The organism is Sorangium sp. So ce385 (assembly GCF_051474135.1).
GTDB lineage: Bacteria > Myxococcota_A > Polyangia > Polyangiales > Polyangiaceae > Sorangium > Sorangium cellulosum_D.
Genome location: NZ_CP150337.1, coordinates 11,267,045 through 11,281,620, shown reverse-complemented (window position 1 = coordinate 11,281,620; position 14,576 = coordinate 11,267,045). Strand labels below are relative to the sequence as shown.

13 protein-coding genes are annotated in these 14,576 nt (G+C 74.2%); 9 read left to right on the top strand and 4 right to left on the bottom strand.

All coding sequences use genetic code 11. The features are described from left to right. Positions 1-14 precede the first annotated feature (14 nt). The 9 genes from WME83_RS41265 (at position 15) to WME83_RS41225 (ending at position 9,384) form a co-directional block, all read left to right on the top strand. Positions 15-2,660 carry a DUF2169 domain-containing protein gene (locus WME83_RS41265; RefSeq protein WP_437315195.1) on the top strand — a complete coding sequence of 882 codons (2,646 nt, stop codon included), beginning with the start codon at positions 15-17 and terminating at the stop codon, positions 2,658-2,660. Next, positions 2,657-3,706, top strand: coding sequence for a pentapeptide repeat-containing protein (locus WME83_RS41260; protein WP_437315194.1), 1,050 nt, complete (start codon positions 2,657-2,659; stop codon positions 3,704-3,706). The genes WME83_RS41265 and WME83_RS41260 overlap by 4 nt, the downstream gene beginning before the upstream one ends. 26 nt (positions 3,707-3,732) lie before the next feature. After that, positions 3,733-4,383, top strand: a complete 651-nt coding sequence (locus WME83_RS41255) for a DUF3540 domain-containing protein (protein ID WP_437315193.1) — start codon at positions 3,733-3,735, stop codon at positions 4,381-4,383. Between the two features lie 53 nt (positions 4,384-4,436). Then, entirely contained in the window at positions 4,437-4,844 is a 408-nt protein-coding gene (locus WME83_RS41250; protein WP_437315192.1) for a hypothetical protein, read from the top strand. Between the two features lie 42 nt (positions 4,845-4,886). Further along, positions 4,887-5,279 (top strand): DUF4150 domain-containing protein, encoded by a 393-nt coding sequence (locus WME83_RS41245; RefSeq protein ID WP_437315191.1) that lies wholly within the window; start codon positions 4,887-4,889, stop codon positions 5,277-5,279. A gap of 202 nt (positions 5,280-5,481) precedes the next feature. Then, the gene (locus tag WME83_RS41240; RefSeq protein WP_437315190.1) at positions 5,482-6,126 is read left to right on the top strand and encodes an RNA polymerase sigma factor; all 645 of its coding nucleotides are present in this window, start codon (positions 5,482-5,484) and stop codon (positions 6,124-6,126) included. Further along, positions 6,119-7,420, top strand: a complete 1,302-nt coding sequence (locus WME83_RS41235) for a FecR domain-containing protein (protein ID WP_437315189.1) — start codon at positions 6,119-6,121, stop codon at positions 7,418-7,420. Before WME83_RS41240 ends, WME83_RS41235 begins: the two co-directional genes overlap by 8 nt. After that, complete coding sequence (locus WME83_RS41230; protein WP_437315188.1) at positions 7,417-8,622, top strand: hypothetical protein; 1,206 nt, start codon at positions 7,417-7,419, stop codon at positions 8,620-8,622. The genes WME83_RS41235 and WME83_RS41230 overlap by 4 nt, the downstream gene beginning before the upstream one ends. A 108-nt stretch (positions 8,623-8,730) precedes the next feature. After that, positions 8,731-9,384 carry a hypothetical protein gene (locus WME83_RS41225; RefSeq protein WP_437315187.1) on the top strand — a complete coding sequence of 218 codons (654 nt, stop codon included), beginning with the start codon at positions 8,731-8,733 and terminating at the stop codon, positions 9,382-9,384. A 68-nt stretch (positions 9,385-9,452) separates the two neighbouring features. Here the strand turns inward: WME83_RS41225 and WME83_RS41220 are convergent, their stop codons facing one another. From WME83_RS41220 to WME83_RS41205, 4 genes are all read right to left on the bottom strand, one after another. After that, positions 9,453-10,382: a hypothetical protein gene (locus tag WME83_RS41220; RefSeq protein ID WP_437315186.1), complete on the bottom strand. Its 930-nt coding sequence runs from the start codon at positions 10,380-10,382 to the stop codon at positions 9,453-9,455. 117 nt (positions 10,383-10,499) lie between these two features. Next, positions 10,500-10,910 (bottom strand): hypothetical protein, encoded by a 411-nt coding sequence (locus tag WME83_RS41215; RefSeq protein ID WP_437315185.1) that lies wholly within the window; start codon positions 10,908-10,910, stop codon positions 10,500-10,502. A 101-nt stretch (positions 10,911-11,011) separates the two neighbouring features. Next, positions 11,012-11,917, bottom strand: a complete 906-nt coding sequence (locus tag WME83_RS41210; protein ID WP_437315184.1) for a hypothetical protein — start codon at positions 11,915-11,917, stop codon at positions 11,012-11,014. Further along, a complete protein-coding gene (locus WME83_RS41205; protein ID WP_437315183.1) occupies positions 11,914-14,529 on the bottom strand; it encodes a TonB family protein in 2,616 nt (871 codons plus the stop codon). The genes WME83_RS41210 and WME83_RS41205 overlap by 4 nt, the downstream gene beginning before the upstream one ends. Positions 14,530-14,576 lie beyond the last annotated feature (47 nt).

The following is a 14,576-nucleotide window of genomic DNA, read 5'->3' as shown; positions in this document are numbered from 1 at the left end:
ATCGTTCCATTGCCATGCGCGTGATCAAGCCCCTCCGATTGTCGATCCTGCAACGTGTGATCACGGTGCGGCGCGAGCACCGCCTGGTCATCGGCCTGCTCGTCTATTTCCCCTTCGAGGCGCCCGATCTCCCCCTGCCGGAGGTCGCGATGTGGCAGAACGTCGTGAAGCAGCTCGGCAAGGACGCGGCGCTCGACGAGGGGCTGCCCAAGCCGCACGGCGAGGTGCTCGTCCACGGCAAGGCCTTCTCGCCGGGCGGGCAGCCGAGGCAGGTGTTCGAGGCCCGCGTGCGGGCGGGGGCCATCGACAAGGCCATCTTCGTCGTGGGGCGGCGGCGGTGGGCGTTCGACGGGCCGACCGACCCCGAGCCGATCGTCGAGATGCCCATCACGTACGAGAACGCCTTCGGCGGGCCTGGCTACCCGCAGAACCCGGTCGGCATGGGCCTCTCGCCCGTCGCGGAGAACGGCGTCGAGGTGCATTACCTGCCGCACCTCGAGGACCCGAGGAACCTCCTGCGATCGCCCGGCGATCGGCCCGCTCCCGCGGCCTTCGGGCCGATCGACGTCACCTGGCCCCAGCGCGCGCGGAAGGCGGGTACCTACGGGGCCAGGTGGCTGGAGGCCGAGTTCCCTGGCCTCGCGAGCGACCTCGACCCCGAGCTCTTCCAGGCAGCGCCCCTGGACCAGCGCATCGAGGGGTACTTCCAGGGCGGCGAGGAGGTGGTGATCGAGAACATGCACCCGACCAGGCCCCGCCTCGAGACCAGGGTGCCGCGGCTGCGTGCCCGGTGCTTCGTCGCGATGAAGGGCGCGGGCGGCGAGCAGCCCCTCCACGAGGTCCCGACCCGGCTGGACACCGTGCTCCTGTTCCCCAACATCGAGCGCGGCGTCGCCGTCTTTCGGGCGGTGCAGCCGATCGCGGAGGACGACGCCGCCGACGTGAGCACCCTGCTCGCGGCGCTCGAGAGGCCCGAGTCGCCGAGGCCCATCGAGCATTACCGCGCCACGCTGGCGCAGCGGGTCGACCGGGAGAAGGGGCACCTGTACGGGCTGCGGGAGAGGGATCTCCTGCCCGAGCCCGATCCCGGCGCGCCCGCCCTGCCCGACGAGACCGTGAGCGACATGGATGAGCTCATCCGGCGCGAGGGGGCGCTCGAGAAGCGGGCGCGCGCGCGCGCGCAGAGCGAGCTCGAGCAGGCGCGCCTCTCGATGAGGGTCCTCGGCCTCGACCCGGACGAGAAGCTGCCGAAGGAGATCCCGCCCCCCGAGCAGCCGCCGGCGCTCGACGAGCTGCCCGACTACGTCGAGCGCGTGCAGGCGCAGGCGAAGGACATCCAGGCCGAGGCCGAGGCCAAGCAGCGGAGCGCCCTGGAGGAGGCGAGGGCGACCTGCGCCGCGCAGGGGATCGACTTCGACGCCCTGGTCGAGCAAGGGCGGAAGGAGGGCGGCGGCCCGCCCGCGTTCCGCGCGGAGACGGAGCTCGCCCGCCTGCGGGAGCTCGCCGGCATCGCGCGCGCGGGCGGCGCGCCCATGCCGGAGCTCGAGGCCAAGATCGAGGATCCGGCGTTCCGCGCGAGCCTCGCGAAGATGGAGGACATGCAGCTCTTCGCGTACCGCTCGTTCGGGCACGTCTTCCCGCCCGCGAAGGACCGCGCGCCCGAGGAGCAGGCGCGGCTGCGCGCCGAGGTGGAGCGGGCGATCGCCGAGGGCAGGCCGCTCGCGGGGCGCGATCTGACCTGCGCCGATCTGCGCGGGCTACCGCTCTCGGGGGTGAACCTGCGCAGCGCGCTCCTCGAGCGCGCCGACCTGACCGGGTGCGATCTCTCCGGCGCCGATCTGTCGGGCGCGCTCCTGGCCCGCGCGAAGCTCGACGCGGCGAGGCTCACGGGCGCGACGCTCGCGGGGGCGAACCTCGGCGAGGTCGACGGCGCGGGCGCGAGCTTCGCGGGGGCCAGGCTGCAGAAGGCCGTCCTCTACAAGGCGCGCCTCTCGCGCGCGAGCTTCGAGGGCGCGGACCTGCGCGGGGCCGACCTGATGGAGGCGTCCCTGAAAGGGGCGGACTTCGGCGGCGCCGAGGCGGAGGAGGTGCTCTTCTTCCGGGCGGACCTAGAGGGAGCGCGCTTCTCGCGCGCGAGGCTCGGCAAGGCCACGTTCTTCCAGTGCGCCTGCGAGGGCATCGACTTCAGCCACGCGATCCTCGAGGGCACGGGCTTCCTCGAGCTCGCCGCCAGGCGCGCCTCGTTCCGCGAGGCCCGGGCGCGGAACCTCCGGCTCGTCTCGACGTCGGCGCTCCCGGGCGTCGATTTCACGGGCGCCGACCTGCGCATGGCGACGCTGCGGGGGGTCGACTTCACCGGCGCGAGCTTCGAGGGCGCGTGGGTCGAGGGCGCGGATTTCGGCGAAGCCAACCTGCGGGGGGCGCGGCTCCTCGGGCTCCGCGGCCGGGGCGCTCGCTTCATGCGCGCGGACCTCACGGACGCGGATCTGTCGGGCTCGAACCTGATGGAGGCGCTCCTTCAGCACGCGCTGCTCGCGGGCGCGAAGCTCGAGGACGCGAACCTCTTCCGCGCCACGCTCCTCGGCGCGAGGGGCGATCACCGCACCCGCTTCACCGGCGCCTACGTCACGCAGGCCCTGTTCACGAGGCAGAGCGAATGACGCGGGACGAGCTCCTCGCCAAGGTCGAGCGGTCCGACCCCATCTCCGGGGAGGATCTCTCCGGGATCGATCTCGCCGGGGAGGATCTCTCCGGCGCGGTGTTCGAGAAGGTCTCGTTCCGGGGCGCGAAGCTCGCCGGGGCCAAGCTGGCGGAGTCGCTGTTCAGCGAGTGTGACTTCTCCAGCGCCGATCTCTCCGGGGCGCGGCTACGGCACGGGACGTGGGACGGGTGCACCTTCCTGCTCGCGGATCTGAGCGCCTGCGACGTCGTGGGCGCGAGCCTCGTCGGCTGCGATCTCTCGGGCGCGCGCTTCGATCGGTCGGACCTGACGATCGCGACCGTGATCAAGGCGCGAGCCGACGAGACGAGCTTCCGTGAGGCGAACCTCGACCGCTCGGTGTTCATCGATCTCGCCGCGGCGCGCGCGGCCTTCGACGGCGCGATCCTGAAGCAGACGGGGCTCGCCAAGGCCGATCTCTCCACCGCGAGCCTGCGCGGCGCCGGGCTGCGCAGCGTCGTGCTCGTCGGCGGCAGCCTGCGCGGGCAGGATCTGTCGGGCATGGTCCTCACCCTGACGCAGCTCACGGACGTGGACCTCTCGGGCTGCGATCTGCGCGGCGCCGACCTCGCGCAGGTCAACTTCAAGGGCGCGAACCTCACGGGAGCGAAGCTCGACGGCGCGAACGCCGAGCGGGCGCTCTTCGTCGAGGCGAACCTCACCGGCGCGAGCCTCACGAAGGCGATCCTGCGGCAGGCCATCTTCGTCGACGCCGCGCTCGAGGGGGCCAACCTCAGCGAGGCCGATCTCTTCCAGGCCGTGCTTCATCGGGCGAAGTGCGCGCGCGCTCGGTTCCTGGGCGCGGAGCTCGGTTACGCGGACCTGTCGTACGCCGCCCTCGACGGGGCCGATTTCTCCTGGGCCAAGCTCTTCCGTGCCCGATTCCATCAGACCGGCGAGAGCGGGGCCGTGTTCACCGATCGCTCGGCCGCGCTGGGGGACGACCACGAGCTGCGCAAGGCGGAGCAGTGGAGGCCGAAGCGGTGATACGATCGCGAGAGACGGGGCGACCGATGCGAGACAACCTGGCGAGACAGCCGATCGAGACCTATGCGTTCCACGAGGTGGGCACCGTCGTCGGGGCCCTCGGCCGTTCGCTGCGCGTCCGGACTGGCTCGGGAGAGCACGAGGCGCGGCGGGCGGTCAGCTGCCTCGTCGAGCCGGAGCTCGGCGACCGCGTGCTCCTCGCGCTCCACGACGAGGGCTGCCACGTGCTGGCCGTGCTCGAGCGCGAGGGCGAGTCGCCGGTGCGGCTCACGGCGGACGGGGCGCTCGAGGTGAGCGCTCCTTCGGGCCCGCTGACGCTCGCGGCCGAGCAGGGCGTGCGAATCGTCTCGCCCGGGGAGACGACGATCGCCTCGGCCAAGGTGCGGGTGGCCGCGACCGAGGCCTCGCTCGCGGTGGGCGCGGTGACGTACATCGGCGAGCAGCTCGCCGCCCAGGTGGACCGGGTGAAGACGGTGGCCAGGGAGGTCGAGTCCGTGGCCGAGCGCTGGGTCCAGCGGCTCGAGCGTGCCTATCGATTCATCGCAGAGTCGGAGCAGGTGCGCGCGAACTACGTCGAGGTCTCGGCGAATACCGCGGTGAGCATCAAGGCCAAGACCACGATCGTCTCCGGCGGTGAGCTCGCCAAGATCGACGGCGGGCAGATCCACGTGGGCTGAGCCGAGGCCGTCGGCCACGGGCCCCTCTGCGTCGCGCGGTGAAGGAGCCAGGAATGGGCGAACACTGGTATCTGATCTTCGTCCCGATCACGATCCTGCTCACCGTGGTGGGCGTCGTCTTTCGCACCTTCCGTCGGGAGCGAGAGCGGGTGGAGCTCGGGATTCGGCGGAGGGTCGAGGTCGACGCGCGGATGGCGAGCTCCGCCGTGGCGCAGGCGACGGTGGTCCAGAGCCAGACCACCACGACCATGCCGGGGCGCGGCGCGGCCGTCGTCGAGCTTCGCCTCGACGTGATGCCGCCGAGCGGCGAGCGGTATTCCGCCAAGACGAAGTGGGAGATCAACCTCATCTCCCTCCCGCTCGTGCAATCCGGGCAGACGGTCGCGGTCAAGATCGATCCGCGGGACCCGGGGACGATCTATCCCGGTGAAGGCTGGGCCAAGCCATGGATCATCTCTTGATAGGCGACGACACCCGCAGAACACCTTGGTGAAGAGGAACCCATGTTCGCCAATACACAGATGATGGGGATGTCCCTCGGCTTCCCCGACGTGTGCCTCACGCCGACGCCGGCGCCGGTCCCCGTGCCCTATCCGAACATCTCGGCGCAGCCGATGGGCATCCCCGCCGCGTACAACGTCCTCTTCATGTGCGCTCCGGCGCACAACATGGCGACGACGGTGCCCCTGACCAACGGGGACAACCCGGGCGTCGCCCTGGGGGTCGCGTCGGGCATGGTGATGGGGCCGTCGCGTCACGTCACGGCGGCCTTCACCGTGCTCGTCGGTGGGGTCCCTTCAACGCGCATGACCAGCATGACGATCACGAACTCCACGAACTGTCCCGGCGTGTCGATCGTCCCGAGCCAGGTCAAGGTGCTCGTCCTCGCGCCGTGAGGGGGCGCCCGGCGCCCGCCCGGGCATCCCGTGGCTCGTCGGGGCGGCCGTGATCGCGCTGCCCTGCGCGTGCTCCGGCGTGGCGGACGCGCCGCGAGGCAGGCGCGCGCCGGAGCACCCCGCGGGGCCGAGCGCGGCGATCGCCCCTTCGTCTCTTTTTTGAGCCACCGGGGCCGCCCTGCGACCACCTATTTCAGCTCCCGTGCTCCTGTCCATCCCAGCCCTCGCCCCCCGGCTCACGCTCGTCCGCGCGAGCCCCCTGGCCGACCTGGATGACGCCGGCCTCGCCCGCGCGGCGGCCGAGGGGCAGCCGGGCGCCGCCGGCGCCGTGTGGGACCGCTACGGGGCGCTGGTGCACGGCCTGCTCCGCCGCGTGCTCGGCCCGGGCGGGGACGTCGAGGACCACGCCCAGGAGACGTTCCTGCAGTTCTTCCGCGAGGTGAAGAACCTGCGCGATCCCGCGGCCTTGCGCCCGTTCCTCCTCGGCATCGCCGTGCGCGTGGCGCGCTCGGCGCTGCGGCGCCGGCGGTTCCGGCGCTGGCTCTCGCTCACGGACAGCGGCGTGCTGCCCGACGAGCCCGCCGCGGGCGTCGACGAGGGCGCGCGCGAGGCGGTCGCGCGGCTCTACGCGATGCTCGACAAGCTGGACGACCGGGCGCGGCTGCTCTTCGTGCTGCGCCACATCGAGGGGCTGGAGCTCGCCGAGACCGCGCAGGCGAGCGGGATGTCGCTCGCCACGGCGAAGCGCCACCTGGCCAAGGTGACCGCGCGCGTCCACGCGATGGCCGAGCGAGATCCGCTCCTCGCCGCGTACATCGTGCCCGCAGAGGAGGCGAGCGATGGCTGAGCCGAAGCCCGAGGTTCCGCCGGAGGTCGCCCTGCAGCGGCTCACGGCGCTGGCGCGGGAGGCAGGGACGGTCGCGCGGACGGACGCCGCGCTCGCGCGCGGGCGCGCGCGGCTCATCGAGGAGGTCGAGCGGCCCGTGCTGCCGCTCGCGCCGCGTCGGGTCTGGCTCGTCCCCGCCGCGCTCGTGCCGCTGCTCGTGATCCTCGGGCTCGTCTGGCTCCGCCCGGCGGCGCGCCTCAGCTACCGGGTCGACGACGCCGCGCCCGCGGACAGCTATGTGCTGGCGGAGGCGAGCGGGGCGACGGCGCGCTTCAGCGAGGGGACGACGATCCGCTTCGCCCCGGGGGCGCGCGGGCGCGTCGCCGCCGTGACCGAGCGCGGCGCGCAGATCCACCTCGAGAGCGGCGCCGCGCACTTCCAGGTCGTGCACCTGCCGGAGGCCGAGTGGATCGCGGAGGCAGGGCCGTTCACCGTCACCGTGACGGGCACGGAGTTCGAGCTGCGCTGGCAGCACGAGCGGCTCGAGCTGACCGTGCAGAGCGGCTCGGTCGCGGTACGCGGCCCGCTCGTCTGGGGCGGCGTCACGCTCCAGGGCGGCCAGCGCCTGGTCGCCGACACCGGCCGGCGCGAGCTCACGATCGCAGGTCCGAGGGCCGACATCGACGCGTCTGCGCCGGAGGCCGGCGCTCCGGGTGAGCCCGACGCGCCGGCCAGGATCGACGCGCCCGCCATGGCCGATGCGCCGGAGCCCGATGCGCCGGCGAGGGTCGACGCGCCGGCCAGGGTCGACGCGCCGGCCAGGACCGACGCGCCGGCGGCGGCCGCGCCGGTCCCGCAGAGCTACCGCGAGCGCGTGGCCCGGGGCGATTTCGCCGGGGCCATCGCGGACGCGGAGGCCCGGGGCATCGACGCGACCATCGACGCGAGCCCGCTGCCCGAGATCGCGGCGCTGGCCGACGCCGCGCGCTACACGGGGCGGAACGACCTGGCCCGGCGCGCGCTGCTCGCCGAGCGCTCGCGCTTCGCCGGCTCGCCCGAGGCGCGCTCGGCCGCGTTCCTCCTCGGCCGCATGGTCGAGGCGAGCTCGCCCGCGGAGGCGATCTCCTGGTATGAGCAGTACCTGTCCGAGTCGCCCGGTGGTCCGCTCGCGGCCGAGGCGCTCGGGCGGAAGATGATCGTGACGCGCACCTCTCGTGGCAAAGACGCGGCCCGGCCGATCGCCGAGGAATACCTCGCGCGGCACCCGCACGGGGCGTTCGCGGGCGCCGCGGTGGAGATCCTCGGCCCTCCATGAGGTCGTGCGGGCTCGCGTTCGCGCTGTGCGCGGCGCTCCTCATGCCCTGCGAGGCGAGCGCCGACGAGGGCTTCCATGTGGTCGTGGTGCGCCCGCAGCGCGCTGGGAAGGTCGTCGACGAGGCCACCGTCCGTCTGGCGGGTGAGCTGCGGGCGGTCGGCTTCTCGGTCCGCTCCGCCGAGGGCACGTCGGGCGCCGACGGGCGCGCGCAGGTCGAGGGGGCGGACGGGACGCTCGCGGCGATCGCCATCCTCGAGTCCGAGCGCGGCGCGGCGGCCGACATCTGGGTCGCCGACCACGTGATGAAGAAGACCGTCGTCCGGCGCGTGGAGCTCGGGGACCCGGACGTGACCAACGCCGTGAGCGATCTGGCCGTGCGTTCGGCCGAGCTGCTTCGCGCGAGCCTGGTCGAGGTGATCGGCGCGCGCAGGCGGGAGCTGCCGCCCGAGATCGCGCGGTGGATCGCGCAGGCGTCCCCGCCGGCCGAGCGAGCGGTGTCCGAGCCGGCGAACGAGGCCGCCGGGGCGGCGAACGAGGCCGCCGGGGAGGCGGATGCCCGGACGGCGCGGGAGGCCGCCGGGACAGCGCGGGAGGCCGCCGGGTCGGCGAAGGCGCCGACCGGGGATGGACCTGCCTCGGCCGAGCGGCGCGCTCCTCACGAGGCCGACGAGGCGCTCCGCGCGGCCGAGCTGCGCCGGGACAGCCTCGAAGCGGGCTCCGCGCACCTCCTCGGCGAGCTCGGGGGCGTCTCCTCGGTGTATCTCCGGGTCGAGCACGCCCTGGCGGCGCGCCTCTCGCTGCGAGCGACCCTCGTTCCAGGGATCCTCGAGCATCGCCTCGACGCGCCGGCGGGCAGCGTGACGCTGCGGCAGACGCTGGCGACGCTGGGGCTCGCCTACGCCTTCGACGCGGAGGCGGCGCGGCTCTATCCCGTGATCGCGCTCGGGGTGGGGGCCTACCACGCCTCGATCGATGGCCAGGCGAGCCTCCCAGCGGAGGGGAAGCACCAGGACTTCGTCACGGCGGGGGTCGCGCTGGGAGGCGGCCTCGGGGTCCGCATCACGCCCGAGCTCACCGCGCTGGCGCAGCTCGACGCCGTCCTGCTCGCGACGGAGCCGGTCCTGGCCGTCGCGGGCACGGAGGTGGGGCGCACCGGACGCCCCGCGCTGCTCTCCTGCGTCGGGCTCAAGCTGAGCTATTGAGGCGCCGAGCCTCCTTTCACGAGCCTCGATTTTCGTGAGCCACGGCGGCGGCGTCGCTTCCACTTACCGCTGGACGCCTCAAGAACCTCCACGAGGGGGAATCGGACCATGCACAACTCTTCCTTCGCTTTCCTCACGCGGCTCGCCGCGGCCGCGCTGTTCATCACGTCCGCGTGCGACGTCAAGGTGATCGATGTCGTCAATGTCACCGGCGGTACGGGCACAGGGCCCTGCCTCGATAGCAGCTCATCGAGCGCCGGTGAATGTTCACCCGACGCGAGCGGCGCCGTTGGATCCAGCGTGGTGAGCGTCGGCGTCGGCGTCGGCGTCGGCGGGTTCGGTGGCGTCGGCGGCGGGGTGGGCGGGTACTATGACGGCGTCGGTGGCGTCGGCGGCGGGGTGGGCGGGTACTATGACGGCGTCGGTGGCGTCGGCGGCGGGGTGGGCGGGTACTACGGCGGCGTCGGCGGCAGTGCGGGCGGGTCCTACGGCGTCGGCGGCGGCAGCAGCGGCGTCGGCGGCGGCGAATGGACGCCCGTGCCGAACTGCGACAGCCATGTTTACTGCGGAGGTGAATTGAACGGCTGCTATTGCGAGGCCCCCTGCAATGGCCACTTTCTTAACTTCACGTGCGAGTTCAACGCCGAGGACGTGCTCGAGTGCGAATGCGTCGTGGATGGCGACGTGGTCGGCACCTGCGAGGAACCGGGCCAGCTCTGCAGGCTCAGCCTCGGGTGCTGCGCACGGAAGTTCCTTCGATGACCCGCTGACGCGAGGGCCGGGCGCGCCGCGCCGGTCGTGACCGGCGCGGCCGGGACGCCGTCAGCCGATCACGGGAGCAGCGCGCGCCTCGGGCACTCGCCGTCACCCTGGAAGTCGCCGAGCGTGCGCGCTTGCGCGACCACGTAGTCGTACGCGGTCTCGATCTCCCCGAGGGCGCCGGCGAGGTTGTACTCCTGGCCGAAGACGTCGGCGACCTTCACCTCCTTGAGCTCCTCGATCGTCGTCTCGCCGTCGCCGTCGAGGTCGCAGTCGGCGATGTACTGCGCGTAGCGCTTCGTGAGCTCCACGCCCGCGGTGATGTTGTTGAAGAACCAGTGATCGCCGTGGATGGTCGGCTTCACCGCGATCGTCCCGCCCGTCGGCACGCTGAACCCGGGCAGCTCGTCCTCGGTCGCGCAGTCGTCGAACGACGTGCCGGCCGAGAGACCCCAGCTGAAGCGCACCTCCTTCGCGGGGGCGCACTCCCCGGAAGGCGGGCACGACTCGCCGTCCTCCTTCTCGATGGAGCCCTCGAAGAACACCGAGTAGCCGTTCTCGACCATGAAGGCGACGTCGTCCTCGGTGGTGGGCGCGAGCGTCTTCGCGCCCTCCCGCGCGTTCGGGAGGTCGAACCCGAAGCGGTCCCAGCGCACGGCGCTCACGCCCTCGAACTCCGCGATCACGTACCGCGTGGCCGGAGCGTTCTTGAGGTCGAGGACGAACACCGAGGGATCGCTCAGCGTCTCCTGCGCGTCCGAGCGCGCCGCGCGCACGTTGCCGATGGTCACGAGGAATCGATCGTAGGTGACCTTCCAGCCGTCCGCGATGTTCTCCTCCCCCGTGCCGGGCTCGAGGCCCTCGGGGATGGTGTCCTCCGGCTCCACGAAGATCTGCACGGTGCCGGTCCCGGACCCCGCGCCGCCGTCGTCGCCGCAACCCGCGATCAGCGTGAGCGCGGCCGCCGCGGCCGCGATGCTTGCCTGTCCCATTCTCTGCATGATCAAAGCTCCTCGAATCGTTGGAAGTCCGAACGAGCGCGCACGCGCGCGCCCGGCGAGCGCAGTCCCGCGCTCTCGCGCGCACGCCGCGCCCGCATCACCCTGTCGCCTCGCCGATCAGGCCGCGGGCGGAGAGCTCTTCGGCGCCAGGATCAGCAAGGGGATCGGGCGGACCTCCGGCGAGGGCCGGAGCGCGTCGAGGCAGAGCACCTCGAGCAGGGTGGCCTCCGCCACCCGGTGAACCGGCGCGCCGAGCTGGCCGCGCAGCGCGAACGCGTCGCAGTGATCGTCGTCGACGTGGCGCAGCGCGCCTTCCGCGGCGACCTCGTCGCCGGGGCCGGGCGCCCGCGCTTCTGCCTGCTGCGGCGCTGCGGCCTCGACGCGCGGCGCGGCGCGGGCGGCGCCCACGGCGTGGCCGGTGTGGACCAGCGCGCCCACGTGGACCAGCTCGCCGTGCTCGCAGCGGGCGTGCCGGACGAAGAGCGCGTGCGTCAGGCCGCACAGCTGCGCGAGCAGCGCGAGCAGCACCAGGCCGCGCGCGCTGGAGCCCGCGCGAGGGCGCGCCCGTCGTGGGAGCGGCCGCCGCGGCCGCGGCGCGCGCGCGCTCGCGCCGGCGCCGCGGCGACCCCTCACGGCGACCTCGACCAGACGAGCTCGGGCGGGCTCTGCGCCGTCATGGCGATCACCAGCGCGTTGTGCGCGCGCGATCCCGGCGCGATCACCGCACGGAGCGTCCCGCCCTCGCCGCCCATGCCGTTGTCGCCAGCGCCGTCGCCGCCAGCGCCCTCGCCGCCAGCGCCCTCGCCGCCGCTGCCGTTGCCGCCAGCGCCGTCGCCGCCAGCGCCGTCACCGCCAGCGCCCTCGCCGCCAGCACCTTCGCCGCCGGCGCCGTCAGCGGCAGCGCCCTCGGCCAGCGCGTCGAAGTCGACCCGCGCGACCCACGCGCCCACGTCGAAGCGGACCGCGAGGCGCACCGGCTCGGCGCCGACCGTCGCCGCGGCCGCGACGCTCGGGACCGCGCGCTGCCCCTGGAACTGCGGCACCGCGTCGACGTCGGCCACGAACTCGAGCACGTCCGCGCCCCGCGTCGCGCGCCCGCGCAGGTGCGCCGAGTGGCCGCCGGGCGCCTCGGGCGACCGCACCGGCGCGGCCTCGGTCAGGAACCAGTGGATCCCATAGTCGAACGACGCGCTCCGGATCTCCCCCTCGAAGCCGCGGACCCGACCGAGCCGGTGCGGCCCGGGATCGAGCAGGTCGACGCGCACGATCGAGAGCAGCTCGGCGATGGCGGTGCCGCAGAGCGTCGCCGAGCCCGACTCGGCCGCGCAGAGCTGCACCGGCCCGAAGGCGACCGACGCCTCGTCGAGCACCACCGTCCACGCGCCGGCGGCGATCTCGCCGGGCGGCGCGGGCTCGGCGACCGCGACGTACGAGACCTCCGGCTGGCCGGTGCCCGCGCAGCCGAGCGCCGGCGCCGCGGAGAGCGCGAGGGCGAGCGTGCAGCGGGCGGCCAGGCGGTCGTTGCGGGCGTTCATAGCGAGAGCGTCACGTTGCCGAGGAGGGTGAGCGGCGGCCCCGCGCTGATGTGCCGCGCCGGCAGCGCCGACGGCAGCGGCGTGGTCTGCCAGTTCGAGACGAACGCGTACTCCGTGTCCGCGTGCTCGGCGTCGAGGAGGTTCTGCGCCTCCACGCCGACCTCGATCCAGGGGCCCTCCTGCGCCGGGTCGCCGCCCGCGCGGAGGCTGCGTCGGAGCGAGAGCGACGCGTCCATCACGAGGAGCGGCGCGGCGGCCTGCGCGTACGGCAGCGGCCGCGGCGAGAGGAACGTCGCGCCGTAGCCGAGCCGCCCCACGATCGGCCGGCCGGCGATCGTGACGAGCGGCCGCTTCACCGAGAGGTCGGCGCGCACCACCACCGGCGGCACGAACGGCAGCTGCTGCCCCTCGACGTACGGCGGCGTCGGGTTCTCGGGCGTCGGCGGCGGCGGCGCGTCCAGCGTGGCGTGGGCGAAGGTCGCGCTCACGCCCGCGGTCAGCGCCGGGCTCGGCGCCGCCTGCAGGTAGACGACGAGCCCGCGGCGGGTCGTCGGGCCGATGCGCGCGAGGCCGCCCTCCGCCGCGTCGAACGCGAGATCGTAGGACAGGCGCGTCTCGTAGGCGGCCGCGGTCGCGCTCAGGCCCCCGCCGGGGCGCAGGGTCGCGCCGACCTCGTAGCTCCTCACGGTCGCGAACGGCGCGTTCTCGCCCTCCTCGAGCTGCCGCGCCTGCGGGGAGCGGTAGCCGTGGCCGTACGCGGCGGAGAGCCGCAGCTCGGGCAGCGGGTCGACCTCCAGCGTGGCCCGCGGGCCGAACGCGACGCCCGCCGCCGTGCGCCGGAACCCCTCGATGTGCGTCTCCTTCTGGAACGCCGGGATGAAGTTGCCGAGGCGGTCGTCCACGTCGAAGACGAGCACGTCGGCGCGCGCGCCGCCGCGCAGGCGCGCCCACCGCGACAGCTCGAGCAGCGCGTCGGCGTGGACGCCGATCCCGGTCAGCCGGATCGACGCGTCGACGCGCCGGTCCCACGTCTCGTTCTGCGGCGGCTGGAGGAGGTTCTGCGCCTGGTCGATGCCGTCGGTCTGCGCCTCGGCCCCGACGGCGACCTGGCCGGTGAGCCACGAGGCGAGCGGGATCCGCGGCGTGCGGTAGGCGAGGCCCCCGCCGAGCGCGGCGTCCTCGTTCGACTGCTCGATGAGGTCGCCGCGGCCGGCCCACGCGGGCCGCACGCGCGAGCGCTGCGTGTAGCCGGTGAAGTTCATCCGGCTCCGATACCCGGACGTCATCGCCCAGAGCCAGGCGCTCTTGTGCGAGCCGTCGTCGTCCGCCCGCTCGGCGAGCAGCCCGACCTGGAGCCGCGTCGACGCGGCCGACTGCGAGCGGGCCGACGGGTCGCGGTAGGTGTCGTAGAAGCCGACGCGCCCCGCCGCGATGTCGTCCCGCCGGAGCACGCCCGCGAGGTTCGCGCGGCTGCCGTGGGCCGCCACGTGGAGCAGCAGCGAGAACTCGTCCGGCAGGACCATCCGGTACTGGCCCACGGCGGCGCCCGAGAGCGCCCCGCGCGTGCCGTCGCCGAAGCCGTCCGTGGCGCGCACCGCCGCGGCCCCGAACGTGTCCTCCGACTGCGCCTCCGGCGCCCAGATCGCGAGCAGCCGCCGCGCGCCGAACGAGCCGAGCGTGCCCTTGAGCAGGAGCCCGCGCTCCTCGACGCCGAGGTCGAAGTACGCGCTGCCCGCGACCGCGAAGTCGCCCTGCTGCGGGTCGTAGACGCCCTCGACGACGCGCAGCGACCGCACCACCTCCGGGATGACCACGTTGAGGTCCGCGTACCCCTGCCCGTGGACGTGCGAGCGCTGGTTCAGCGGGATCGGCCCGACCCGGAGCTCGATGTCCTGGCCGTGCTCGGCGTCGAAGCCGCGGAGGAAGATGCGCTGCGCGACCGCCTCGCCCTCGGGGTGCGCGACGTGGACGCCGGGCGCCGTGCGGAGCAGGTCGGCGGCGCTCGCGTGCGGCGCGGCGGTGAGCGCCGCGCGGCCGATCCGGAAGTCGCTCGTCGCGCGCCGCGGCGGGTTCGGGCGGCCCTGCACGTGGATCTCGATCGGCTTGCCGGGCTCGGCCACGGCGTGCGGGCCCGCGACGCCCCCGGCGAACTCCACCGGCTTCGGCGCGGGCGGCGCGGGCGGCGGGGGCGCCGCCGGAGCGTCGGGCCGCGCGGGCGCCGGCTCGGGCGGCGCCTCGTGGGGGCCGGGCGCGAAGTGGAACGGCACCCGGATCCGCGCCCGCACCGGCGCTCCGCCGCGCATGGCCGGCGAGAAGCGCCACCGCCGCACGGCGCTCATGGCCGCCTCGTCGAACCCGGCGCCGCCGGACTCGGCCACGGACGCGTCGCTGACGGTGCCGTCCTTCTCGACCGTGACGAACAGCGTGACCGTCGTGTCGACGCCCTCGGCGAGCCGCTCGGGCGGGTACACCGGGTCCACGTGCTCGAGGATCTGCGGCGCCACGGCCGCGTCGGGCGGCGGCTCGGGCTGCGCGAGCGCCGGCGTCGCGGCCAGCGCGGCGAGCGCGTTGGTCGACAGGCAACAGGCGAAGAGCCAGCGGGGCGCGCGCATGGGCACTTGAGCCCCAGGCGACTACCACGGCGCACAGCGGCGCCGCA